The sequence below is a fragment of the Escherichia sp. WS338 genome (assembly GCF_046486405.1).
In the GTDB taxonomy this organism is placed as follows: domain Bacteria; phylum Pseudomonadota; class Gammaproteobacteria; order Enterobacterales; family Enterobacteriaceae; genus Escherichia; species Escherichia coli.
The window spans coordinates 1-25,533 of sequence record NZ_JBJQLL010000006.1 but is presented as its reverse complement, the minus strand read 5'-3'; the positions used below and the strand labels follow the sequence as shown (position 1 = coordinate 25,533).

Genomic DNA, 25,533 nt, shown 5'->3' with positions numbered 1-25,533 from the left:
AACCTTGTTTGTCATTTTTGTTGTTAACAAGTTAATAACAAAAAGGTGAAACATGCCAGCCTGTTAATGCGATGATTGAGGGGTAAAGCGATAAAAACGATTTGGTTCGCTAACGATATAAATATTACCTGAGGCATCCATCGCAACCCCTTCGGCCTGTTTGATGTTATGCGACAAACCTCGACTGCCTTTGGTTAGTGACATTTCACCGATAACCTCGCCAGCCAGCGTTACTTCCTGGAGTGCGCGAGATTCATGAGACAGCACCAGAAGCGTATTTTTTTGTTGGTTAAATTCTGCGCCGGACACATCATCTAAAGTAAATTGCCGTTGTAGTGCCTTGTCTTTGCTGATGTGCAATTCATTGCTACTTAACAGCCCGTTAACTTTGTAGACCTCAATCGGGTTTTTCTCTTTAAAAAACCAGAAAGTGTGATCCTGGCGAGAATAGGCCAATCCTTCAAAACCGCAATTGGTTGGGGATTCCTGCAGCGGGATTTTTATTTTTTTGAGGATTTTTACTTCCGAGTTTGGGGTCAGTGAAATCACATAAATGGCATAATCGCGCTCATCGCTAATGACAAACTGATTATCGCCAATGTATTCGATCGTCTCGAGATCCTTAACAAAATCCAGAGGAATTGTGCGGATCAAATCGCCATTGGTGGTCATTTCAACAATGGCGGCCGGTTTGTTGATAGTGCTAAAAAGAGTATTGCTTTGTGCCGACCAGGTCAGCGAAGAGATATTATTCGTTATGCCTGCAATTTCTTTGCCGTCAATGGTGGCGTGGTAATTCTGAAATGATGCTGCATGATTGCTTTTACGGGCGCAAGATTGCACGAAGAAAGTACACACTGCCACAATGACAAAAAGAATCACAATAACGAAGATGCGTTTACTTAACGAAATACTTTTTGTCACGGTAATCCCTTTAAGGCAAATCAATAAGATATCGAGAAGTATACGTAGCGATCTTAATGAATCCTTAACGCGGAGAAATCCCGTAATGTGCAATGCAGCGCCAGCCACCATCCTGCTGACAATAAACTGATTCCGTATGCCCAGGGATCACCCATTGAATTTCCTCGCCAGGCGGACAGGTCAGCCAAATGCATAACCCGCAGCCGCCGCGTAAATCACGGGGAATATCGCTGACGCGAAAAGTCATGCCCGCTGCCTGCAACGCCTTGCGGGTTTGTATGACGCCGACCGTGGAGTGAAATAAAAATAGATACTCTTTCATGCGCGTTTTCTCTGCCGCTGACCGATCACCGCCGCGCCAATTGCACCAGCGAATTGCGCATCAGGGTGAGTTTGTACCGGCATTCCCAGATGGCTTTCCAGCATGTGGGTAAACCTTTGACAGTGGCTAACGCCACCAGTAAACAGAATCGGCGCTTCACAGGAGAGACGAGCAATGAAATTGGCACTCCGCCGCGCCATCGCGTTAATCACTCCGGCGAGAATCGCTTCTGGCGCGACGCCCGCTGAGCGCAGGCTGATCACTTCTGATTCGGCAAACACTGTGCACATACTCGTGATGGCGTGCGGTCTGACATTTTCAGTAATGCTGTCGAGTTGCTCGACGCTGGTGCCAAGCGTGCGCGAGATCACTTCCAGGAAACGCCCGGTGCCCGCCGCGCATTTGTCATTCATCAGGAAATCGCACAGGTTACCGTCATCATCAAGCTGAATCACTTTGCTGTCCTGACCACCGATGTCGATTACTGCACGCGTTGCTGGCGCAAGAAACCGTGCGCCCAGCCCGTGACAGGAGATTTCCGTCACCTGTTTATCGGCAAAATCCACCAGTTGCCGTCCGTAGCCGGTGAGCGTCAGAAACGGCGTTGTTTCTAACCCTTCGCGCAGAGTTTCCCAGGCTTCAGTAATTGCTGTTGCCGGGCGAAAGGGTGTTGGAACGAGGAAACGGCGCGTAATCACGCCGTCTGCCAGTAAGATCCCTTTGGTGGCGGTTGAGCCGGAATCAATGCCAATCGAATATGCCACTGCCACTCCTTACAGCATCTCAATAAAGGCCGCGACACGGGTACTGAGCTGCCCGACATCCGAGGTGGAGTAGTCTGTTTCAATAGCGATATAAGGAATGTTGTGCTGCTGGCGCACATGACGTTTAATCGCCAGCGATTCCACCGCGTAGGTATGGCACGCCTGCAAAATCACATCAACTACGCCATCGACCTGATATTCCTCCACCATCTGGCTGAGCATTTTCAGGCGCTGATCGTTCGGCGAAACACAGGAGCAGCCAATCGCCAGATATTTATCCGCCAGCGCGTCGTAGACATCGCTCGTTTCTGCCACGCATTGCTCGGTCGCTTTCGCCCCGGTGCAGTTTTCATAACCGACAACCCAGCCGCCATTCTCTTCAATCGCGCGCACCACTTTTTCTGCTGCGCCGCCAATCGGGCAGCCGGTGATTAAAATGCGTGGACGCGGGTCCAGTCGCTGGCCTTCTTCCCACTGCTGACGAACGCGGGCGGTCATTGCATCCAGTTCATTGATCAACGCCTCTTTATCGAACCGGAAGGTTGCGCCGTAAACCACTTTCAGAATGTCGCTGCCGCTAAGCGCCGGAGGATTTAACTGCCCAAGATGATAAAAATTAGCCAGTGCGCGACGTTCGCGGTTTTTCAGCGCAATGGCATCGCGCAGAGCATCTTCGCTAATCTCGTGCCCAAAACGTTCTTCTACCGTTTTTTGCAAGCGCAGCATTTCTGCTTTCCATAACGCGCGTGAGGCATCGTCCTCAACACTGTTTGGCAACTGCATCACATGAACGGGCTTAAACTCCGCCATGTATTCATACATTTTCTTTTTGCCATCGCAGGTGGTTTCACCGACCACCAGATCAGAAAAGTAGAAGTAGGGGCATTTATCGGTTTTGCCAAAGCCGTAGCTGCTTTTAATCAGCGGGCAGAGGTTGCGCGGCAGATCTTTCTCGGCTTCTTCAATGGTTTCATCAGAGGTGGAACAGAGCGAAACCACAACCGCACCGGCTGCCATCGGGATCTCTTGCGGCATAAAGGTGCAGTAAGTGCCAACCAGCGGAATGCCGCGCTCCTTGAGATCCATGACGGTGAGAAAGCCTTTCTGGCGAGCTTCAGAGAACTGATCGAAAATGGCGGGTAGATCGGTGACAAGTGACATGATTTTCCTTCCCCGTACCACGGGAGATAATGAAAAGAGGCCACATTATTACCATTCTTTTAGTATGGTTTATTTGATCTCTCTCGCGGTTAGCCACTTAGTTTTTCATGGATTTCTAAAAATTGCCGAGGGGAAACAAGGCCGGGAGCTGCGACAGCAAATACAAAATTAGCCCAATACAACCGCCAACCAGCGTACCGTTGACACGGATAAACTGCAGATCTTTGCCGATATTTAACTCGATTTGCCGCGACATATCCTGCGCATCCCAGCTTTTTACCGTATCGCTGATGTGGCGCGTCAGGAATGCGGAAAACTCAGGCGCGACGCGGTGCGCGGCTTGTTCGAGATGACCATTTAACGACGCCCGCAAGGCATCATCGGCAATTAACGTTTCGCCAAACCATTGACCCGCTCGTGCGATACGTTCTTTCACACGAGAATCTTCGCTGTTGATATCCACTTTCAGCCATTCCCGTAAATCCCCCCACAATTCACTGAGATAGCGGTTAAAAGCTTCGTCTTCTTTCAGATAGCTTTTTACGGCATCGGCTCGCGCTGCCATTTCAGGATCGTTTTTCAGCTTGTCGATCAGGGCAAAGGTGGCGCGATCAAACGCATGGCGGATCTGATGCGCACGATCGCGGCTGATATCATCAAGCAAAGAATTCACCGCGTCAGAAACCAACTCCGCGCTATGTTCGCCCAGCCATTCAGTGGGCAAAATTTTGGCTTTCAGTGGATGCTCGCTCTCCAGCCAGCGAACAATTTGCTGGGCGATAAACTTGCGCGATTTATCGCGCTGGAGAAGGGCGATCAACTGTGCGATCAGCGTATCGAGCAGCACCTGATGACGATCGTTTTTGGTCATACTCTCCAGCATCAACGCACTGGTGCCAGAAAGATCAACCTTATCAATCGCCCGGTGGACCGCGCGCTTAAGCAGGCGCTGAATACGCGCATCATCGGTCAGTTCAAGAAAACCGCTCATGATCTGCAACAGATGCTGACCAACGCGGCGGGCGTTCTCCGGCTGACTAAACCAGTTGCCAATCAACAACGCCGGTTCGTGACGTCGAATCAATGCCACCAGCGACTGGGTATCGAGAAATTTTTCCTGCACGAACTGACCGAGATTTTCGCCAATCCGGTCTTTATTACGCGGGATAATCGCCGTATGACGAGAAATGATCGGAATCGGCACGCGGCGAAACAGCGCCACCACCGCAAACCAGTCCGCCAGCGCGCCGACCATCGCCGCTTCAGCAATCGCCTTCACGCCGCTCACCCAAAAATTGGGCGGCAAAAACAGCGTAACGACAAAGGTAGCAGCGGCGATAAGCAGTAAAGAGAGCGCCAACATTTTGGCGCGTCTGAGTTCAATGAGTTTATTCATAACGTTAAGAATAGAGCCTGACGGCAGGATCGCGCAAAAATCACCGCTCCTCCGCCAGCTCGGCAGCCTGATGTTGGCGCACGCGATTAAGCAATCCTGCCAGGGTGAAAACGACGATAATGCCCGCCACGACGGCTAACAGATGAAACGGCAAGCGACCGCCGTTAAACCACAGCCAGCGGCCGATTTCGACTGAGACAGACATCACCATCAGGATCACCATATTCAGCGATGCGGAGACGGTTCCTTTCGGTAAGTTATTGGAAAACAGCGTAAAGCGGAACAAGGTCGGGAAGATCAAACCAATCCCGAAAGCATACAGACTGGTGCCCAGCACCGACCACAGCCAGACGTGCGGTGACAGCAGATTGCCGATAATCAACAGCGCGAGGCCGACCAGTTGAATGGGTACGGCACGCCAGATAAAGCGCGGTTCGGTCGGATCTTTAACGAAACGCGCCACGATGGCATTCGCGACAATCACCGCGCCGAACACCGGAACCTGTGTCCAGGCGAACTGCGAAGTTGTTAAGCCGCCCGCGTCGATCAGGATCACCGGCGAGACAGCCACCCAACTCATCATTGGGATATAGCTTAAAGAGATGGTTGCTGCGCCAAAGAGGAACAGCCGATTGCAAAAGACATTACGAAAATCGCGCAAGACGCTTTTGGCGCTAAATGGAACCGCGCCGCGCTTCACCGTCTCTGGCATCGCCAGCAGTAAGCCAACAAATGAGATAAAACCCATAACCGCAATGATGGCAAAAAGGACTTTCCAGTGCACAAAGTGCATCAGAGCTGCGCCGGAAAGCGGGCCGATAATCGGCGCAATCAGTACGATGGAGGTGATAATCGCCATCAACTTGATCCCTTTTGTCTGTCCAAACGCCTCCTGCACCGTGACATAACCAACGGTGGCAATAAAACAGATACTGGTGCCCTGAATTGCACGCGCGATAAGAAATTGTGTCATTGACGTGGTGAACATTGTCGCGGCGCAGGCAAGGGTAAAAATTAACGCCCCGGTAATCAGCACCGGCCTGCGGCCAATTCTGTCGGAAAGCGGCCCCAGCAGCCACTGTAACGCCATACCGCCAGCAAGATAGAGACTGACGGCAGCAGGGGCCAGACTGATATCGGCATTAAAATCACGGACCACATTAATGATCCCTGGCTGGATCAGGTCCGTCGACAGATACGCAGCAAAGTCATACAAAATCAACGCCATCGGGAAAAACAGCGTGGCGGCATGGCGGGCAAAAAAACGTGGCATAACAAACAACTCCTTGTCCGGAGAACCCCAATGGGGAAAACGAAATTCAATACCGTCGGTAATGACGAAAGGCAGGCGAGAAGGACAAATGTACTGAATTTCATGTAATCAACCACACTGCCTGTGAACACACAGACAGAGAAATACCTTCTGACTCCAGGTCAGAATGTATAACGATTACAAATAGTCATCAGCACATTACACCTCTTGAATTGATGGGTTGCATAGAAAATATACACCTTAAGTGTAATTAAAATTTGCGGTTAATCAAAAGAGTGCGGTGGAAAGGGGAATATCTGCCGGGTACAGGAAATGTAAAACGCGAGCCTGTTTCCGGAAAAATGTATCGTTTGCAGAGGAACAAAAATAGCCTGGAAAGCGCCTCGGGGAACGAGAAATTGCCGGGTGAGAATGGTTTTGTTAGTCGCTACAGTCGGGCCATCTTATCTACAGGTGACGGATCGCCATGACAAACTTCACAACCAGCACGCCGCATGACGCATTATTTAAATCCTTTCTCACGCACCCTGACACCGCGCGGGATTTTATGGAGATCCACTTACCCAAAGATTTACGTGAACTGTGCGATCTCGACAGCTTAAAACTGGAATCCGCCAGCTTCGTCGATGAAAAATTGCGGGCGCTACACTCCGATATTCTGTGGTCGGTAAAGACCCGTGAAGGTGATGGTTATATTTACGTAGTGATTGAACATCAGAGCCGCGAGGATATCCATATGGCCTTTCGCCTGATGCGATATTCCATGGCGGTGATGCAGCGCCATATCGAGCATGATAAACGCCGACCGCTACCGCTGGTCATCCCGATGCTGTTTTATCACGGTAGCCGTAGTCCTTATCCCTGTCCCTGTGCTGGCTGGACGAATTTGCTGACCCGACCACCGCACGGAAGCTTTATACCGCAGCGTTCCCGCTGGTGGATGTCACTGTCGTGCCAGACGACGAGATTGTGCAGCACCGCAGAGTCGCCCTGTTGGAGTTGATCCAAAAGCATATTCGCCAGCGCGATCTGATGGGGCTTATCGATCAACTGGTAATATTACTGGTTACAGAGTGTGCTAATGACAGCCAGATAACTGCGCTGTTAAATTACATTTTACTGACTGGCGATGAAGCGCGTTTTAATGAGTTTATCAGTGAACTTACCCGTCGAATGCCACAACAAAGGGAGCGAATAATGACGATTGCAGAGCGAATTCATAATGATGGATGGCTGTTAGGGATGGAAAAGGGGAAAGAAGAAGGGGAACAACGCCTCCTTAGATTGCTTTTGCAGAACGGTGCGGATCCTGAATGGATACAACGATATACTGGACTTTCGGCAGAGCAAATGCAGGCATTAGAGCAACCCTTGCCTGAAAGCAAGCGCGATCCATGGATCGAGTACTAATCAGAGACTGATGACAAACGCAAAGCTGCCTGATGTGCTACGCTTATCAGACCTACATTACCTCTGCAATCTATTGAATTTGCGCGATTTGTAAGCCGGATAAGGCGTTCACGCCGCATCCGGTATGAACAAAGCACACTTTGCCTAAGCCATGCTGGAACGTGGCGATGACCCTGCAAAGATAAAACGAGTCACACGCGATTCGTGAGAGGAAATCAGGGGGCTCGCCACTATTTCGAATTCATTCCATTGCCCGATACACGGCTTCGCCAATTTGCTTTAGTGCTTCGCGATAGGTTTCGCTGAGCGGCAAAGCGCAGTTGATGCGCAGACAATTACGGTATTTGCCGGAAGCCGAGAAAATCGAGCCTGCTGCCACCTGGATTTTCATGCGGCACAGCTGCCGCGCGACGCAGACCATATCGACCTGTTCAGGCAATTCTATCCACAGTAAAAATCCGCCTTTCGGGCGCGTAATACAGATTTCGCAGGGAAAATATTCCCGTATCCAGCAGGTATAAAGCGCCAAATTGCGCTGATAGATCTGCCGCATCCGCCGGATATGGCGATGATAGTGACCTTCCAGCACAAACGTTGCCGCCGCCATTTGCGTGGACGGCACATTAAAGCTGCTGATGGCGTATTTCATATGCATCAGTTTATCGTGATAACGCCCCGGTGCGACCCAACCCACGCGCAGGCCTGGTGCAATACTTTTACTGAACGAGCTGCACAGCAGCACTCGCCCGTCGATATCCCAGGAATGAATGGTCCGCGGGCGCGGATACTCCGTCGCCAGTTCGCCGTAGACATCATCTTCAAAAATCACAATATCATGACGCTGAGCGAGAGAGAGAACGGCCCGTTTGCGCGCGTCCGGCATAATAAATCCCAGCGGATTATTACAGTTTGGCACCAGAATGATGCCTTTAATCGGCCACTGTTCCAGCGCCAGTTCCAGCGCTTCAACGCTGATGCCAGTTTCTGGATCGGTTGGGATTTCAATCACTTTCACGCCCATACCGCGCAGCATCTGCATTGAACCGTAATAACAGGGGGATTCGACTGCGACAATATCGCCCGGTTTACATACCGCCATTAACGCCAGCGACATCGAGTTATGGCAGCCGCTGGTGATAATGATGTCATCGGCGGTGACCACTGAGCCGCTGTCGAGCATCAGGCGGGCAACCTGCTCTCGCAACACTCGCTGACCGGCTAACAAGTCATAACCGAGAACGGTTTGCAGATTATGCTGCACTACCCGGCTAAGCTCCCGCCACAGCGGTTTCAGGCTGGGCGTTTCGACATCCGGCGTGCTTTTGCTTAACGGAACAATGGAACTGTCGCTGTGCGCTACCAGCATATCCAGTACCTGGTCCCACTGGGTAATCTCTACCGGGCGCTGCACCGGACGCGTCATCGGCGGTACTGGCGGCTGGGCTTTACGTTGTGCGACAAAATAACCCGAACGCGGCTGCGGAGTGATGAGCTTCATCGTCTCCAGCGTCTGGTACGCCTGCTGCACGGTGCTAATACTGACGCCGTGCTCCTGACTTAAGCTGCGCACCGACGGCAATTTCTCCCCGTGACGATACAGCCCTTGCTCAATCCGCTCGGCAAGCAGAGTCGCCAGATGTTGATAACGCGTCATGCTGTATTCCTTATTTGGACCATACAGAGAGAAAAACCGGTACAGATGAGGCTAAAAAACCGGATGCAGATGTTGTTTTAACCTGTCTGTATGTTAAATAAAACTAATATTTGCATCTGTATTGTGAACTGCCAGAAGGCGGATGATGAAGCCTCTGAAAGATGAGGAGGCAGCAGATGGAATTTCACGAAAACAAAGCCAAAACGCCGTTTATCAGACTTGTGCAACTCTGGCAGGCGGTGAGGCGTTGGCGGCGGCAAATGCAGGCCCGACGGGTGTTACAGCAGATGAGTGATGAGCGATTGAGGGATATTGGGTTACGCAGGGAGGATGTGGAGTGAGGGGGCAATTTCCCTTCCCGTATGGGGAAGGGGAGAGAAACTTAGCGTGGCGTTTTGCTACTAATCACCCCAATAAAATCCTGCACCTGCCTTTGTTTACGCGCCGACAGCTTGCACACCTGGCGCAGTGACTGCATCAGTTCGCTCTCTTCGGCGGCGGGTGGTTGGGCGGTGAGGACAATACAGCCTTCTATCACTTTGACATCTACCGCCGTGCCGGTGGCAAAACCGGCGGTTTCCAGCCACTGACCTTTCAGGGTGATGGCGGGAATACGGCTGTAATCCGGGTAGCGACTCGCATAACTCACGGTTAATTGACGGTTATTTGCCGGAGAGACTTCTGCTTCGAACGGTTGTGCAATAGAATGCGTGTCAGTCATGATTACTATTCCTTTGAAATAGGGATTGTGATTAGCGGTGCGGGTGTGTTGGCGCACATCCGCACCGCGCTAAATATCTGGACATATCATCAGTAAATATGGGGAAAGTCCAGCTAAAAATAGAAAATAATAAAAGCGTTACTGGAAAGATCTGGAAGAGAAATTAACGTTAATTCAGAATGGCCGGATAACAAAGTGTATCCGGCCTTCATAATTAATTTAAAGCACTCATATGATGTTCTTTAAAATTCTCTGCCTGTGCCAGCACACCCATATAAACATCATCATTCGCTACTGGCGGGAACTTATGCTTGTGTAGAAGCAGAATAAGTTCAACTTTCAGTTTCGCTTTAATATCATCGCGTTTACTCCAGTCAGGATATTTCGATGTGTTGTCAACCACGCTTTTCATCTCTTTTGCCAGTGACAGCATTTTTTCATCGTCATAGGTGAACTGATATTTATCGCGCATATGAGCAAGAATGTCGAAAAACGCTTTTTCTTCAATATCAATACCTAAATCGGCCCATGTGCCCATTTCGGTTTTAATATCATAGATAATATCGGTCATTTCCTGACTGAATGTATCGAATTCTTCACCGTTGAGTACATCATCTTCTCGCCGCTCATTATAACGATCTATAATCGCCTGGAAGCGGCGGGTGAAGTTAATCCCTTGCAACTGGTTCACTTTCCTGAAGTCGCTGATCGCTTTTTCCAGTAATTTTTGTAATAACTGGATCTTCGTTGCCGGAAGTTTGATCTTGTTAATTCGCGCCAGATAATCTTCGTCAAAAATATCGATGGATTCCGCTTTTTTGTCGCCAAGAAAATAAATTTCTTCTACGCCATCAGCTTTTAACGCTTCTGCAATCATTTCACGAACGCGAGCATTCATCTGGGTGACATCCGGTGCGTCACCTTTCGTCAGTTTGAAAACAATTGAACGAACAGCAAGATAATAGTGAATATAGTCACGTTCTGTCTGTGATAATGCTTCGCTGCCGCAGCAGACGTCGTAGGCGGCTTTCATGCGTTTAACCAGTCCCATAAACCGACGTTCAACTTTCTGGGTACGCAGAACAAATTCCGCCGCGCGGTTGAGGCAGGATAATTGCGCTTGTGGCTCACCACTAAAATAATCCCGACTGTCAAATTCGTAAAAGACTTGCCCCAACAAATCGAGATGGTTTTTAACTTCTATTACCGATTGCTGAATATCTTCAAAGTTGGTGGCATCAATGCGGGAATACATTGCCAGTGCCTGGTTCATCTGACTCTTAATGCCGATGTAGTCCACTACTAACCCTTTGCTTTTGCCTTCCAGTTTACGGTTAACGCGAGAAATAGTCTGGATAAGGTTATGTTTTTGTAAGGGCTTATCAATATAGATGGTGTCCAGTTCAGGAACATCAAAACCGGTCAGCCACATATCAACAACAATGGCAATTTTGAAATTCGATTTAGCGTTTTTGAACTGCTTATCCAGCTCTTTGCGATATTCTTTTGTGCCCAGTAAATCATAAAGCGTCTCGTCGTCATCTTTACCGCGCGTCATGACCATCTTCACCATTTCAGAAGGCGGTAACTCTTTCTGCTCCTGTTCCGTCAGGACGACGCCATCAGGTGCTTGCTTCACTTCAAACCAGGCAGGGCGAATAGCTTTAAGCTGGCGGTAGAAATCCCAGGCAATTTCACGGCTGGCACAAACAAACATGGCTTTGCCTTTTACGGTGGAACCTTCGGCTACGCGTTTTTCATAATGTTTGGCAAAATCTTCCGCGAGGGCTTTTAACCGATCTTCATCACCCAGTACCGCATTCATGGTTGCGGTGGCTTTTTTACTTTCGTCGATTTGCCACTCATTGGTGCCTGCGTTTGCGCACTCTTCGTAATACTTTTCGACTTCTTCCAGTTTGCTGGAGTCCAGGATCACTTTAGCCGCACGGCCTTCGTACACGATGCGTACAGTGATTTCATCCTGAACGGATTCGGTCATGGTGTAACTGTCGATCACCTCACCGAAGACATCGAGCGTCGCGTCAATCGGTGTGCCGGTAAAGCCAACATAGGTGGCATTTGGCAGTGAATCGTGCAGGTATTTTGCAAAGCCATACGTTTTGCGTACTTTTCCGCTTTCTTTATCGACGATGACTTTCTGGTCGAGGTTAACCTGGCTGCGATGTGCTTCGTCCGAGATGCAAATGATATTGCTGCGTTCAGAAAGGAGTTCGGTGTCTTCGGTGAATTTATGGATCGTTGTCAGGAATACACCGCCACTATTGCGTCCCGCCAGTTGATTACGCAAATCTTCACGGCTGGTAACGGGAACGATGGTGTCATCGCCAATGTAATTTTTGGCGTTGCACATTTGCGCAGAAAGCTGATCGTCCAGATCGGTACGGTCGGTGATCAAAACAATGGTCGGGCTGGCAAACTCCACGCTTTTCATTAACAAGCGGGTTAAAAATTGCATGGTGTAGCTTTTACCGCAGCCCGTTGCGCCAAAGTAGGTACCGCCTTTACCGCTACCGAAAGGTTTACGCGCTTGCTTGATGCTGTAATAGAGTTTGCGGGCGGCATAGTACTGCGGATATCGGCAGCAAATTTTTACTTCGTGCTTGGCTTTATCCGGGAAGCAGATAAAGTTTTTAATCACATCCAACAGACGTACCGGATGAAACAGTCCCTGAATCATTGAGTGCAATGATGGAATTCCGTCCTGTTCACGGTTTTCATTACCGGTGACTTTGCGCCATGAGTAAAAGTATTCATAGGGCGCAAACAGGTTGCCCATCCGGTTATTTACGCCATCGCTAATAATGCAGAGCGCGTTGTAGATAAACAGTTGTGGAATATCCCGGCGGTAGCGTTTACAGAGCTGCTTCCAGGCATCGCCAATACTGGCTTCCTGCTCGCGCACCGCACTTTTAAATTCAAAGACGACCAGTGGCAGACCGTTGATATAGAGAATGCCGTCAGGAATACGAGTCTGATTATCTTTGCCGGAGATTTGAAGCTGGTTAACAATCTTAATCCGGTTAAGCGGCGGATTAATATAGGAGGGCGGGAGTTCCGCCGCCTGTTGCAACGGGACATCTTCGGCGTCAAATATCTGGCGCAGCGCGGCAGGTAGATGCCGGGTGTCGAGCAATTCAATATAGAGATCTTTTTGTTGCCGATCGTCGCGTTTGAACAGAAAACCATTTGCCAGCCAGCGACAAAATATTTTGTTGCTTTCATAAAGATCGGAGGCCGGAAGCGTGGTGAACTGTTTGATCAGTCGCTGAATCTCTTCTTCAGTAATGCCATCAGGCTGGTAACGTGCCGCTAAATAATGACGGAGATCGTCTTCGATGATGACCTGATCGAGACTTGAACGTGGGACATTATCGCCGATCAGGTGTTGATATCCCTGATCCTGTAACAGTTCAATGATCGCTTGTTCTAATTTTGCTTCACTGAAAGAGAGACTCATATTGCGCTCCAACCCTGGCTAATTTCGGGTAAGCATTCCCGTATCAGTAGAAAACCTTACCAGAAAGCCCCTGATTTTACAGGGGCAAAATGCGTTATGCAGCTTCTGTATCGGTGTTGAGATCCGGAAGATCTTCCAGGGATAGCTCACCGGAGATGAGTTTCGGGAGCAGGGTATCTCGGAGAGATGCAAGTGAGGTCAACTTATATTCATTTAGTAATATGGCTTCAAACCAAGGTTCTGTTATTTTGTGAAATTGTTTAAGCACGAGATTATTTGGCATTAATGTGGCTATGTTAGAGAACACACTTGTATTCATATTGAGGGTTGCACTACCTCCACTAGCCAAATCATGAAATATTTTATATTTCTCTAACATAGAAAAATATAAGTAATTTCGATAATGTGGACTGTTTGGTACAATACTATTGATCTGCTGGTTTGTATGGCAATCTTGCGCATTAATAGAGACTAAACCAACAGTCGCTATACAACTTACACAGATGCTACCATGAGGAATTATTTTATTTGATTGTGACTCGCTACCGAGTTTACTTAATTTATCATGTGAGTTTGTTACAAAAACTTTACCATGCATATCTGGTATTTTTATAAAAAGAAAATCTTCGCCATAATAATTTTTGTTACTTTTAGTTGGTGTTTTACCGCATATGATTTTACCAAAGTTTTTTAATGCAGTGAAAGACCAGCCCTTTGGCACCCAACCCAACTCCGTTTCTTCAAATTCACTTGGGAAAAGCGAGCGAATTTCCGCCGGAAGCGGTTTGAAATCTGCACAATTACGTACTTTTTGACGCAATTCGGCGCGAGATTGCAGGGCTTCCGGGATGGGGTTTCCTGCATCCAGCGCGTTATCAATCACCGGATCAAAATCCACAAACCATGATTTGAACAGGGTTTGGGACATTTTTTCGAGTGTTTGGTTAATTTCTATATTTAAATTAACCTTATCATTAATATCTGAGATAATATTAGTAATTTTATTTTGAAGGCTTCTATTAATAACTGGTAATATAAATTTCCTAATATCTCTCGCGGGTAGTTGAGGCACTGCAGAGCCAGAGATAAGATTAATGATCTGTTCTTTTAATAGTTCTGATTTTAATATGAAATATAGAAATTTAGGGTTCCATAATTTATTATCAGCTCGAATGATAATCATTCCTGAGTTGATTCTAATATGTTTATATGGATTATTATTGTCATAGTACGCAACATTACCTACTGTGCCACGGGTAGTAAGAACAATGTCACCGTACTTAAGCTTTCCTGCTCTTAGTTCACGATCTTTAGTTTCATTGATAAATAATGTTTCTTGAAATTGAAAACCAGATTTAGTGACATTTTTAGCGGATAAGAAAAGACAATAGCCATTCTCCATAAAATCATTATGTTTAGGATAATTTTTGCCTCTGTCACCATCAATTAGCTGGATCCCTGCATTTTCTAACAACTGAAAATCAAAGCCCATAACCCAGCGCCTCCAGATTCTGGCGAATCGCACGATCCAGTTCTTCCGCCTGCTTCATCTGCTCAAACAACGTCTTCGACAATTCGCGCATTTTCGTCTCAAATGCCACGCCGTCTTCTTCCTGCTCGGCTGCACCCACATAGCGGCCCGGTGTCAGTACGTAGTCGTTATCTTTAATATCTTGCAGGGTTGCAACTTTGCAGAAACCTGCCTGGTCTTCATATTTTTCCAACTTGCTGTCACCACGCGCAATCCGTGCAGCCAGTTCTTCCGGCGTGCTGCGCCAGGCATGGTAGGTATCGGCGATTGTGGCAATATCTTCCGTCGTTAACTCTTTAGTTGTGCGGCTAATCATGGTGCCGAGGTTACGCGCATCAATAAACAGCGTCTCGCCCTGACGATCACGATAACCTTTGGCTGGGTCGGCAGCCTTCGATTTGGTCATAAACCATAAACACACCGGGATCTGCGTGGTGTAGAACAACTGTCCAGGTAGGGCGATCATGCAGTCGATCAGATCATTTTCGATCATCTGCGCACGGATCTCGCCTTCACCGCTGGTGTTAGAACTCATCGAACCGTTTGCCAGCACAAAACCTGCTGTACCGTTAGCCGACAGCTTGGAGAGCATATGCAAAATCCAGCCGTAGTTGGCGTTACCGGTTGGCGGCATACGATAACCGGCAAAACGTGGGTCTTTGGTTAATTCAGCTTCGTTACGCCAGTCTTTCAGGTTGAACGGCGGGTTCGCCAGAATGTAGTCGGCTTTCAGGTCCGGGTGCTGGTCGCTAAAGAAAGTGTTTGCCGGGCGTTCGCCGAGGTTAGCTGAAAGACCGCGAATGGCGAGGTTCATTTTTGCCAGTTTATACGTCGTGGCTGTCAGTTCCTGACCATACAGCGCGATATCACGACTTTTACCCTGATGGCTCTCGACAAACTTCACCGACTGCACAAACATCCCCGCCGAGCCGCAGCACGGATCATAAATTTTGCCCTGGAAGGGTTCGAGCATTTCAGTTAACAGCGTAACCACACATTTAGGCGTGTAGAACTCACCACCGCCTTTGCCTTCAGTTGCGGCAAACTTACCGAGGAAGTATTCGTAAACGCGTCCGACCAGGTCTTCTTTCGATAACGTTTCAACGTCAGTTTCGTGTGCCAGCGTTTCGATGTTGTCGATGGTATCAATCAGTGACGCCAGTTTTTTGGTTTCCAGATTCTGACGGCTGAAGTAGTTGTCTGGCAGCGCGCCTTTCAGCGTTGGGTTACGTTTCTCAATGGTCGAGAGGGCGGTGTCAATACGGACCGCAATATCGTCCTGTTTGGCATTTTGTTTGATAAATGACCAGCGCGCCTCTTCCGGCAGGTAGAAAATGTTGTCCTGCTGGTAGAACACTTCCATCTCAAGGAAGTCTGCTTGCCCATCGGCAATCATTTTTTTGCGGCGTGCTTCAAACTTATCGCTGATGAATTTCAGGAACACGAGGCTCAACACCACGTGCTTGTATTCGGAGGACTCAACGCTACCGCGAAGCTGGTTTGCGGTATCCCATAATGTTTCTTCAAAGCCTTTCTTTGCTTTGGCTTTTTTAGTTGGTGCTTTGGCCATGATGAACTCTGTTCAGATAAATTGGGTCGCTATTGTAATGGTTGAGGCGGCGGATTTCGCCCTTTAATCCATCTCCAGCTCATCAAACAACTGCAAATCTACATCCAGCAATTCCACTGCATTGCTGCGGCGAATGCCGACGTTATTTTCGATTAACAGTTCCAGTAAACGATCGCCGTCGATAAGAGTAATGGGCGCGGCACCCGGAAAGAGCGCCGCTTCTGCACATTTCGCCGCAAATTTCCCGGTGGTGATGAGCGTACCGCGAATGGCTTTGTGGTAAGGCAACGCCCCGCGCAACTGGTCGATATACGGGCGAGTGATAGTGTTCTGCATTCTTTTGACCTGCACCACTTCGGTAATAGTGGTGATGCCGACCTGCACCTGACCAATCACGTCCACACCTTTATCGCCTGAGGCTTTGGTCACTTCGACCTGCTCGTAGCCCATTGCTTCCAGTAATTGACCAACCAGTTGCTCAAATTTGTACGGGTTCATCGTGCTGATTTGTTCGCGCAGCAGCTCTTTTTGCTGCTCGTTGTAGCGTTTCACTGCTTCCAGCAGCTCTTTACGCGGATCGCTTTTTCGTGCTGGCAACGCTTTTCCAAGCCAGGCGCGCCCGGTATCGGTGATGCGATAGCTCATGCCTTCACGGTTAACCATGTCACGGTCGATAAGGTTATAGAGACGGGAGTAGAGCGTGCTTTTCACTGAACTTGCTGACGCGAATTTCGAATGCTGATGCAAAAAGGCCTGCCATTCCGGCAATAAATCGGCGCGGCGCGACATTTCCCGGCCAGCCAGCAGCTCAAGCAGTTGCAGAATGCCTTCCTGGTCGTCCAGTGAACGCAGCGTTTTTTCGTCATCTTGCAGGAATTTTTGCCCGCGCGAGGTGGGCTGCCAGGTATCATCTGGCGTGCTTTCCATCAGCTCAAACTGGGGATAGTTGAGGAATAAGTAGCAGCCGTAGCTGTGGCGCGGGTTCAATATGTGATTATCGGTATCCCAAATACGACGGGCGATGTCGGCATCTTCACCCGTTAAGCGTTCGCTGATCCACAGGTCAGGTTCCGACCAGTCAACGGGTTTTTGCGGCGTTCCGGTTTGCTCGTGAATGGCGGTAATCATATTGCGTACCGCTTTCAGGGAATAGCCTGAGACGGCTTTCATCATAGCCTTAACTTGCGCATAGGTAGGAAAAAGCGGGGTAATGACTTTGTAGTTTTTCACGGTAATCCCTTAACGACAGCGAGGTGTTTAGTGTGCCATGTCAGGCGAGAAATTCTATTGGATGAATCAAGTCCAACTCACACATTGTCAATTTCATGGTTGATTATTCGAAACGTGATGCTATTTCCAACATCAACGCTATAATTGCAGAATAATTGTAGATACATTTTTGTATATACAATTAGGGATGGCAACTATGCCAATGGAGTTTGAATGGGATGCAAACAAGGCCAAAAGTAATCGGGTGAAACATGGCATCCGCTTTGAAGATGCGGTGTTAGTGTTTGATGATCCACAACGAACGGAGCCGCTATGAGCATGGTTAAACATAAACGAGGGACCTCCTCTACACTCGATGTGCAGCATGAGGCCGAATTGAAGGTGCTGGCGAATAAATCCGACGAAGAGATTGATTACAGCGATATCCCACCTTCCAGCGATGAGCAATGGTCTAACGCAGAACGCGGTAAGTTTTATCGGCCATTGAAAACTCAGGCTTCGGTGCGTATTGATGCTGATGTGATGGAATGGTTGAAGCGACCAGGTAAAGGCTATCAAACTCGCCTGAACGCAATTTTACGTGAAGCGATGCTGCGCGATCAGAATAAAAAATAATTCAGGCCGCCACATGGCGGCCATCATCCCAAATTACTTCCTCAACCCCGCAAACGCCGCCCGAATCTCATCCTCCGGCAGCTGAATCCCGATAAACACCATCGTGCTATGCGGTTTTTCATCGCCCCACGGCCTGTCCCAGTCGGCGCTGTAGAGGCGTTGGACGCCCTGGAACAGCAGGCGATTAGGTTCGCCGTCAATCCATAGCATCCCTTTGTAACGCAGTAGTTTATCCGCCGACTCCAGCAGCAGGTTTTCCATCACGCGGGAAACTTCGCTGATATCTACCGGGTAATCCAGTTCCACCACAATCGACGAAATATCGTTTTGTTTATCCGCGATAAAGTGGAAACGCGGTTTGGTGCTGACGACGTTTTCTTCCAGCATAAAACCGTTGGTGTTGAACAGCAGGCCCAGGTCGATGTCGCCGTGGGTGACGGTGTAGACCGGTGCGCGGGCGTTGATGCGCGCCAGGCGTTCACGCAGTTTTTCTGCTTCGCCTGCGACGTCGGTTTTAGTCAGCAGAATACGGTCGGCGTAGCCAACCTGGGACTGGGCGATGGTGAACTGGTTCATCTGCTCATCGGCATGTACCGCATCCACCAGCGCAATCACGCCATCCAGCAGGTAACGCTGGCATAAAATCTCATGGGAGAAAAAGGTCTGAATAATCGGGCCGGGATCGGCCATGCCGGTGCATTCAATCACCAGACGGTCGAACTGAATATTGCCCTTGTCGAGATTATCCAGCAGGTCGAGTAGCGCGTCCTCCAGCTCGTTGGAGCGCGAACAGCAGATGCAGCCGTTGGTCAGCGTTTTGATCTGCGTGGCGCGGTCGCCAATCAGTTGATCATCAACGGAGACTTCGCCGAATTCGTTTTCAATCACGGCAATCTTGTAGCCGTGTTGTTCGTTAAGAATATGGCGCAGCAGGGTGGTTTTGCCCGCGCCTAAAAAACCGGTGAGTAGGGTAACTGCAATCGGGTTCATGCTCTCTCCATTAACAACAGCGCATACCGCCTTTACCATCGCCGCCGTAGCGCGCGTTCTGGCGTTCGCGGAAGAATTCTTCATAGCTCATGTACGGCTTGTCGGGATGGTTGGTCTTCATATGCTCGACGTAGTTGTCGTAGTCTGGAATGCCAATCAACATCTTCGCCGCCTGGCCGAGATATTTTTTTGCCTGTCCTAAGTTACCAAACATAGTTCACTCTGATAAGAACAAAGCCCCGCCGAAGCGGGGCTAAACACGGTTAGTGGTGCGAAGAGATCTTCACGCCGCCTTCCGGGATTGGAACGTACGGTGTTTCTTTGTCAGTACGTTTGTCGCTGTTACGCACCGCAAGCCAGGTTTTGAAACCGTAGAAGATGATGCTGTACACCACAATCAGGAACAGAATACTCAGACCTGCGTTGGTGTAGTTGTTCACAACGATGTGGTTCATGTTGGCAATCTGCTGCGCCGTCAGGTCAGTACCGTTAGCAATCTTCTCTTTGTACTGGCTTGCCATGTAGAAGAAGCCTTCCATCTGCGGGTTGGTGCTGAACAGTTTCAGGCCCAGCGCCCAGGTGGTGCAGATAAGCAGCCATACAGCCGGAACAACAGTTACCCAGATGTATTGGGTGCGCTTCATCTTAATCAGCACAACGGTGCCTAGTACCAGTGCTACGGCTGCCAGCATCTGGTTGGAGATACCGAACAGCGGCCACAGGCTCTTAACGCCGCCCAGCGGATCGACCACGCCCTGATACAGCAGGTAGCCCCACAGCCCCACACAACCCGCAGTACCGATGATACCGGCAACCAGAGAGTCGGTTTTTTTCAGGAACGGGATGAAGTTACCCAGCAGGTCTTGCAGCATAAAGCGGCCAGAACGGGTACCGGCATCCAGCGCGGTCAGGATGAACAGGGCTTCGAACAGAATACCGAAGTGATACCAGAAGCCCATGTCAGCCATCGGCAGCACTTTGTGGAACACGTGAGCGATACCTACCGCCAGCGTTGGCGCACCACCTGCACGGTTCAGGACAGAAGGCTCACCAATGTCTTTCGCGGTTTGCAGGATCTGCTCTGGCGAAATCACGAAGCCCCAGGAGCTGACGGTCGCTGCCGCGTGTGCGGTAACGTCTTTCAGCTGTGCCATGATGATCGGCGCGTTCTCGCCACCCATTTCATGCAGGTTAGGCATGGTGATGCCAAGGCCAGCAGGCGGGGTGTTCATCGCGAAGTAAAGACCCGGTTCGATGATGGATGCAGCAACCAGCGCCATAATCGCCACGAAGGACTCCATCAGCATTGCGCCGTAGCCAATGAAACGCGCGTCGGTTTCGTTAGCCAGCAGTTTTGGCGTCGTACCGGAAGAGATCAGCGCGTGGAAGCCAGATACCGCACCACAGGCGATGGTGATGAACAGGAACGGGAACAGAGCGCCTTTCCACAGCGGGCCAGTACCGTCAATGTACTGGGTCATCGCAGGCATTTTCAGTTCCGGGTTCAACACCACGATACCCAGCGCCAGGCCGACGATAACGCCGATTTTCAGGAAGGTTGCCAGATAGTCGCGTGGTGCGAGGATCAGCCACACTGGCAGCAGTGCGGAAACAAACGCATAGCCAATCAGCGCGAAGGTAATGGTGGTGTCTTTAAAGGTCAGTGCCGGACCCCAGTACGGATCGTGAGCAATCACGCCACCGAAGTAGATAGAGGCAACCAGCAGCACGATACCAATGACAGAGACTTCACCCACACGCCCCGGACGAATAAAGCGCATGTAGATACCCATAAACAGCGCAATCGGTACGGTTGAGCAAACGGTGAAGACACCCCACGGACTTTCGGCCAGGGCTTTAACCACAATCAGCGCCAGGACGGCGAGGATGATGATCATGATTAAGAAACAGCCAAACAGCGCGATAGTCCCCGGTACTGGCCCCATCTCTTCTTTGATCATCTCACCAAGAGATGCGCCATTACGGCGAGAGGAGATAAACAGCACCATAAAGTCCTGAACCGCACCGGCCAGCACGACCCCCGCCAGCAGCCACAGCGTGCCAGGCAGGTAGCCCATCTGCGCGGCGAGAACCGGACCCACCAGCGGACCTGCACCGGCGATAGCGGCGAAGTGGTGACCAAACAACACGTAACGGTTGGTCGGAACGTAGTTCAGACCGTCGTTGTTAATAACCGCAGGCGTCGCGCGCGTGGGGTCGAGTTTCATCACCTTCTGGGCGATGTACAGACTGTAGTAGCGATAAGCCACCAGATACACCGACACAGAGGCGACCACGATCCACAGGGCGCTGACGTGCTCCCCCCGACGTAATGCAACTACCGCGAGGCAGAATGCACCGATGATTCCGAGAATCACCCAGGGTATGTGCTTGAATATCTTTTTAGTATCCATAGTAAAACCTGGCATGTATTGATTAATAGTTGGCCGAAGCCGTTCTAGGTTTGCGTTGCGTTTGAGGAGGTAAATTGACCGCTATCCTGCAGTGATGTTGCCAGAGTTACGCGCGCGTAAAGTAAGGTAAATAACTGAGTGGTTATTTTAGGGACGTAAGCGGTCAGGAATGGCGGTGAGCGGTTGGGCAAGAATTATTCGTCGGGTGGATATGTGATTGAGATCACAATAAAAATGCCCCTTCGATAATTAACCGAAGGGGCGTTCTTAGAAGAGAGTGTCTAATTCTGCCAGTACGTTGTAGTCGTCATCAGTCAATAACAACGTTTTCCATTTGTCGAAGGTCAGGCACGGATGCGATGTGCCAAACACCAGAATATCCCCCACTTGCACGTCGCTATTAGCTGACAGTTGCAACATGCAGTGCTGATCCATAATACCTGTACTGCGAATCGCCTGTGGATCAAATGCCAGTGATTTGCCGTTGCGGTAGTGGGCGACTGGTTGCGGCAGTCCGGCGTCGAAGGCGCAATCACGCTTACCAAAATTTACCACCGCACGATCAGCTTCCGGCACCGATTGCACCATGGCGACCAGTTCCAGCGCAGATGTGAGATCGCCTGCCAGATCGCAGGCCACAGGATCACGGGCAAGCAACTGTTGTTGTGCCGCGTCGTAGATCCCGGTGTCGTGAGTGATGTAGCAGCCAGGGCGAATAACAATGCGGCAGTTATCAGGCTTTTCTGCCGCCAGCCAGATATTGCACACCACGTCATACCAGACCGTGCCTGCTCCGGTGAGAATAAACTCGCCATCAACCAGACTTGCCATATCACAGGCCAGTTGTGCGGCATCCCGCAGCAGAGCTTCTACCTGCGGTTGTGGATCGTCACCGTGTAAAACGCCTTCATATAACTCAAGCCCCCGCAGGCGTAACCCCGGTAATTGGGCTGCCTGTTTAGCCAGTGTCAGTGCGGCATCCCTTGAGCGGCAACCACAGCGCCCGCCGGGGACACACAACTCAATCATCACGTTCAGTGTCTGTTGCTGACTGGCAAAAAAGGCAGACAAAGCGCGGGCGTTCTCAATGCTGTCGATACAGCAGATAAAATCGACCGTCGGGTAATGTCGTTGCAACTGGGCAATCAACTGCATATTCGCCTTGCCGACCAGCTGGTTAACCATCAGCACTCGCTGAATACCGCTCGCCATTGCCGCACCAGCCTGCCATGCGCTACCGACACCTATTGCCCAGGCACCAGCCGCCTGCTGCGCCTGAAAAATCCACGGCGTCATGGTGGTTTTACCGTGCGGTGCCAGTGAAACGCCGCGCGCGTCAGCGTAGCGTTGCATCCACGTAATGTTGTTCTCCAGGGCCTGCTTTTTAATGATCGCGGCAGGTAAACAGACATCTTCGGCAAGGAGATTTGCGGGCATTTGCATCAGGGCAGATTTATGGGGAACCAGAGGTTCTGAGTGGTATTTCATAACATTTACCTTTTAAGTTTTTCACCGTATCGGATGTGAGTATCATTTGTAACTAAATGAAATATAAATATTTAGTTTATTTATCTTATTATTTATGAATAAAAGTATCATAAAATCATCTGGGTTTTGCGTAGTTTTCCACTGTTTTTCGTCCTTGTAAATGGTTAACTTGTCACCATTGCAGAAATGGAGTGACGAACATGCAGGTTGACTGGTTAATCAAAAATGTGACCGTTATCGACGGTAGCGGCGGCCCTGAATTTCGCGGTGACGTGGCAATAACAGGTGATCGGATTGTCGATATTGCCCCTGCGCTTAACGTTACGGCGCAGCAGGTCATTGACGGGGAAGGGCGGGTGCTGGCACCCGGGTTTATCGACGTTCATACCCATGACGATATCAACGTTATTCGCATCCCGGAATATCTGCCAAAGATCAGCCAGGGGATCACTACGGTGATTGTCGGTAACTGCGGGATTAGTGCGGCGTCGGCGAAAATGAAAGGTGAAGTTCCTGACCCGATGAATCTGTTGGGGGAAGCAGAGCACTTTATTTATCCTACCGTTGAAAGCTATGCCCAGGCAGTGGAAGCAGCCAGGCCGTCACTGAACGTTGGCACGCTGATTGGTCATACGGCGCTGCGTAATAACCATATGGACGACCTGTTTCGCCCGGCGACGGTGGATGAAATTGCCGCTATGCGTGCCGACTTACGTCTGGCGTTGAGTCAGGGGGCGCTGGGGTTAAGTTCCGGGCTGGCCTATGCAACGGCATTTCAGGCGACTACCGAAGAAGTCATGGCGCTGGCGGAAGAATTAGCCGGTGAGAAGGGCGTTTATACCACCCATCTGCGTTCTGAATTTGAACCGATTCTCGATGCCCTGGATGAGGCGTTTCGTATTGGGCGTCATGGCAAAGTGCCTGTCGTGGTTTCCCACCATAAATGCGCCGGGGCGAAAAACTGGGGGCGGACAAAAGAAACGTTGGCCTTTTTTGACCAAATGCGTCAACACCAGGAAATTGGCTGCGATGTCTACCCTTACTCAGCCAGCTCTTCAACGCTGGATCTCAAACAAGTCACCGACGAATTCGATATTGTGATCACCTGGTCACAAACACATCCGCAGCAGGCCGGGAAAACACTGGCGCAAATCGCCATCGACTGGCAGATGAGTATGCTGGAGGCCGCGAAGCTGCTAATGCCTGCCGGGGCTATCTATTACAACATGGACGAGCGCGACGTCCGCCGAGTGTTGAGTTATCCGGTCAGTATGATTGGCTCTGACGGCCTGCCCAATGATCCCATGCCGCATCCACGTTTATGGGGCGCCTTCCCTCGCGTGCTGGGCCACTATTGCCGTGATGAAGGCTTATTCCCACTGACCACGGCTATCCACAAAATGACCGGGCTTTCTGCCAGCCGTTTTCGCCTGCCCCAGCGTGGACTGGTGAAAGTCGGTTATTTTGCGGACCTGGTGTTGTTCGATCCACAAACCATTCGTGATGTTGCCAGCTTTTCTGATCCCAAACGCCCGGCAGATGGCATTGAGGCTGTGATGGTGAACGGCGTTATGAGCTATGGTCCCGATAAACATATTACAGGCCGTGCGGGACGCTTCCTGCGCCGGCAGACCTCACATTAAGGAGTGAATATGAGCATTAAACGTTACGGTACGGAAGGTGGAACAGGCACTGGCGGGCAGCATTTGCCTTTTGCCAGGGCGGTTGAGGCGGGCGGCTGGCTGTACGTCTCCGGGCAAACACCCATGAAAAACGGTGAAGTGGTAGAAGGTGGAATCGTTGAACAGTCACGACTGGCGATCCAAAACTGTGTCGACATCATGACTGAAGCCGGTTATAGCCTGGCGGATGTGGTTCACGTGAAAGTGATCCTGACCGACGCCCGCTATTTCCAGTCATTTAATAAAGTATTCAGAGAATTTTTTGGCGAGAATCCGCCTGCACGTATTTGTTGTGTGGCTGATCTGGTTGTCGATTGTAAAGTCGAAGTCGATGTGACCTGTTATAACGCGACCCGCTAATAAATTTAAGAATTAAAAAAACAGACCGCAATTGAGTGCTGAATACATTCAGCACTCCGGGAACTCTTACATTAATTTCTCTCTACTGGCAGGATGTGAATTATGAACAGTCATATCTTTTTAGTCGGCTTTATTATTTATGCCATCGCCATGATTTGGCTTGGTTGGTTTGTTTCTCGTAATCAGAAAAGAGGAGAAGATTTTCTGCTGGGCGGGCGTTCGCTGCCGCTGTTTCTGACGCTGGGGTCAACCGTTGCCACGATGGTTGGCACGGGTTCCAGTATGGGGGCAGTGGGCTTTGGCTACAGCAATGGCTGGGCCGGAATGCTTTATGGCGTCGGTGGAGCCGTTGGTATATTGCTGGTGGCGTGGCTGTTTGCACCGGTACGTAAATTACGTTTTATGACCATGAGTGAAGAACTCTCTTATTATACTGGCGGGTGATGCTGCCAACTTACTGATTTAGTGTATGATGGTGTTTTTGAGGTGCTCCAGTGGCTTCTGTTTCTATCAGCTGTCCCTCCTGTTCAGCTACTGACGGGGTGGTGCG

21 protein-coding genes and 3 pseudogenes are annotated in these 25,533 nt (G+C 50.0%); 8 read left to right on the top strand and 16 right to left on the bottom strand.

Annotated features, from left to right (window positions below; all coding sequences use genetic code 11):
* Positions 1–63 precede the first annotated feature (63 nt).
* The 6 genes from ACJHWT_RS06950 to mdtM form a co-directional block, all read right to left on the bottom strand.
* The gene (locus ACJHWT_RS06950) at positions 64–924 is read right to left on the bottom strand and encodes an SdiA-regulated domain-containing protein (RefSeq protein ID WP_001317601.1); all 861 of its coding nucleotides are present in this window, start codon (positions 922–924) and stop codon (positions 64–66) included.
* A gap of 64 nt (positions 925–988) precedes the next feature.
* Entirely contained in the window at positions 989–1,246 is a 258-nt protein-coding gene (locus ACJHWT_RS06945) for a DUF3343 domain-containing protein (protein ID WP_000666413.1), read from the bottom strand.
* Positions 1,243–2,010 carry a putative 2-hydroxyacyl-CoA dehydratase activator YjiL gene (gene yjiL, locus ACJHWT_RS06940; RefSeq protein ID WP_001317602.1) on the bottom strand — a complete coding sequence of 256 codons (768 nt, stop codon included), beginning with the start codon at positions 2,008–2,010 and terminating at the stop codon, positions 1,243–1,245. The genes ACJHWT_RS06945 and yjiL overlap by 4 nt, the downstream gene beginning before the upstream one ends.
* A 9-nt stretch (positions 2,011–2,019) precedes the next feature.
* On the bottom strand, positions 2,020–3,171 hold the full coding sequence (locus tag ACJHWT_RS06935) for a double-cubane-cluster-containing anaerobic reductase (RefSeq protein ID WP_001695401.1): 1,152 nt from the start codon (positions 3,169–3,171) through the stop codon (positions 2,020–2,022).
* A gap of 115 nt (positions 3,172–3,286) precedes the next feature.
* On the bottom strand, positions 3,287–4,567 hold the full coding sequence (locus ACJHWT_RS06930) for a DUF445 domain-containing protein (protein WP_001037379.1): 1,281 nt from the start codon (positions 4,565–4,567) through the stop codon (positions 3,287–3,289).
* A 40-nt stretch (positions 4,568–4,607) separates the two neighbouring features.
* Positions 4,608–5,840, bottom strand: coding sequence for a multidrug efflux MFS transporter MdtM (mdtM, locus tag ACJHWT_RS06925; RefSeq protein WP_001136979.1), 1,233 nt, complete (start codon positions 5,838–5,840; stop codon positions 4,608–4,610).
* Positions 5,841–6,306: 466 nt separating this feature from the next.
* On the opposite strand from mdtM, the pseudogene ACJHWT_RS06920 reads away from it, so the two are divergent.
* Positions 6,307–7,250: pseudogene (locus ACJHWT_RS06920) on the top strand (Rpn family recombination-promoting nuclease/putative transposase).
* A gap of 241 nt (positions 7,251–7,491) precedes the next feature.
* Here the strand turns inward: ACJHWT_RS06920 and ACJHWT_RS06915 are convergent.
* Complete coding sequence (locus ACJHWT_RS06915; RefSeq protein WP_000199330.1) at positions 7,492–8,904, bottom strand: PLP-dependent aminotransferase family protein; 1,413 nt, start codon at positions 8,902–8,904, stop codon at positions 7,492–7,494.
* A gap of 176 nt (positions 8,905–9,080) precedes the next feature.
* On the opposite strand from ACJHWT_RS06915, the gene ACJHWT_RS06910 reads away from it, so the two are divergent.
* Positions 9,081–9,245: a DUF1127 domain-containing protein gene (locus ACJHWT_RS06910; RefSeq protein WP_000394274.1), complete on the top strand. Its 165-nt coding sequence runs from the start codon at positions 9,081–9,083 to the stop codon at positions 9,243–9,245.
* Positions 9,246–9,286: 41 nt separating this feature from the next.
* Here the strand turns inward: ACJHWT_RS06910 and symE are convergent, their stop codons facing one another.
* The 5 genes from symE to ACJHWT_RS06885 form a co-directional block, all read right to left on the bottom strand.
* Complete coding sequence (gene symE / locus ACJHWT_RS06905; RefSeq protein WP_000132631.1) at positions 9,287–9,625, bottom strand: endoribonuclease SymE; 339 nt, start codon at positions 9,623–9,625, stop codon at positions 9,287–9,289.
* Between the two features lie 214 nt (positions 9,626–9,839).
* Positions 9,840–13,103: a type I restriction endonuclease subunit R gene (locus ACJHWT_RS06900; RefSeq protein ID WP_001695404.1), complete on the bottom strand. Its 3,264-nt coding sequence runs from the start codon at positions 13,101–13,103 to the stop codon at positions 9,840–9,842.
* Between the two features lie 94 nt (positions 13,104–13,197).
* Positions 13,198–14,595, bottom strand: coding sequence for a restriction endonuclease subunit S (locus ACJHWT_RS06895; RefSeq protein ID WP_000505212.1), 1,398 nt, complete (start codon positions 14,593–14,595; stop codon positions 13,198–13,200).
* The gene (locus ACJHWT_RS06890; protein WP_001029747.1) at positions 14,585–16,204 is read right to left on the bottom strand and encodes a type I restriction-modification system subunit M; all 1,620 of its coding nucleotides are present in this window, start codon (positions 16,202–16,204) and stop codon (positions 14,585–14,587) included. The genes ACJHWT_RS06895 and ACJHWT_RS06890 overlap by 11 nt, the downstream gene beginning before the upstream one ends.
* A gap of 63 nt (positions 16,205–16,267) precedes the next feature.
* A complete protein-coding gene (locus tag ACJHWT_RS06885) occupies positions 16,268–17,434 on the bottom strand; it encodes a restriction endonuclease (RefSeq protein ID WP_000800829.1) in 1,167 nt (388 codons plus the stop codon).
* Positions 17,435–17,630: 196 nt separating this feature from the next.
* Between ACJHWT_RS06885 and ACJHWT_RS06880 the strand changes: the two are divergent.
* A pseudogene (locus tag ACJHWT_RS06880) lies at positions 17,631–17,732 on the top strand (BrnT family toxin); the annotation flags it as partial.
* A 14-nt stretch (positions 17,733–17,746) separates the two neighbouring features.
* On the top strand, positions 17,747–18,049 hold the full coding sequence (locus ACJHWT_RS06875) for a BrnA antitoxin family protein (RefSeq protein ID WP_000063162.1): 303 nt from the start codon (positions 17,747–17,749) through the stop codon (positions 18,047–18,049).
* A gap of 33 nt (positions 18,050–18,082) precedes the next feature.
* Here the strand turns inward: ACJHWT_RS06875 and yjiA are convergent, their stop codons facing one another.
* From yjiA to ACJHWT_RS06855, 4 genes are all read right to left on the bottom strand, one after another.
* Complete coding sequence (gene yjiA, locus ACJHWT_RS06870; protein WP_001295525.1) at positions 18,083–19,039, bottom strand: GTPase; 957 nt, start codon at positions 19,037–19,039, stop codon at positions 18,083–18,085.
* Positions 19,040–19,049: 10 nt separating this feature from the next.
* The gene (locus ACJHWT_RS06865; RefSeq protein WP_000467859.1) at positions 19,050–19,253 is read right to left on the bottom strand and encodes a YbdD/YjiX family protein; all 204 of its coding nucleotides are present in this window, start codon (positions 19,251–19,253) and stop codon (positions 19,050–19,052) included.
* A 49-nt stretch (positions 19,254–19,302) separates the two neighbouring features.
* On the bottom strand, positions 19,303–21,453 hold the full coding sequence (gene btsT, locus ACJHWT_RS06860; protein ID WP_001295524.1) for a pyruvate/proton symporter BtsT: 2,151 nt from the start codon (positions 21,451–21,453) through the stop codon (positions 19,303–19,305).
* A gap of 267 nt (positions 21,454–21,720) precedes the next feature.
* Positions 21,721–22,941: an amino acid deaminase gene (locus ACJHWT_RS06855; protein WP_000873755.1), complete on the bottom strand. Its 1,221-nt coding sequence runs from the start codon at positions 22,939–22,941 to the stop codon at positions 21,721–21,723.
* A gap of 200 nt (positions 22,942–23,141) precedes the next feature.
* Here ACJHWT_RS06855 and ACJHWT_RS06850 point away from each other — a divergent pair, with 200 nt between their 5' ends.
* From ACJHWT_RS06850 to ACJHWT_RS06835, 4 genes and pseudogenes are all read left to right on the top strand, one after another.
* Positions 23,142–24,584 carry an N-acyl-D-amino-acid deacylase family protein gene (locus ACJHWT_RS06850; RefSeq protein WP_001195672.1) on the top strand — a complete coding sequence of 481 codons (1,443 nt, stop codon included), beginning with the start codon at positions 23,142–23,144 and terminating at the stop codon, positions 24,582–24,584.
* Positions 24,585–24,593: 9 nt separating this feature from the next.
* On the top strand, positions 24,594–24,983 hold the full coding sequence (locus ACJHWT_RS06845) for a RidA family protein (protein ID WP_000023754.1): 390 nt from the start codon (positions 24,594–24,596) through the stop codon (positions 24,981–24,983).
* A 102-nt stretch (positions 24,984–25,085) separates the two neighbouring features.
* Positions 25,086–25,424 (top strand): annotated as a pseudogene (locus tag ACJHWT_RS06840) (sodium:solute symporter family transporter); the annotation flags it as partial.
* Positions 25,425–25,477: 53 nt separating this feature from the next.
* The coding region (locus tag ACJHWT_RS06835; RefSeq protein ID WP_097491765.1) for an IS1 family transposase at positions 25,478–25,533 on the top strand (56 nt) is incomplete at its 3' end.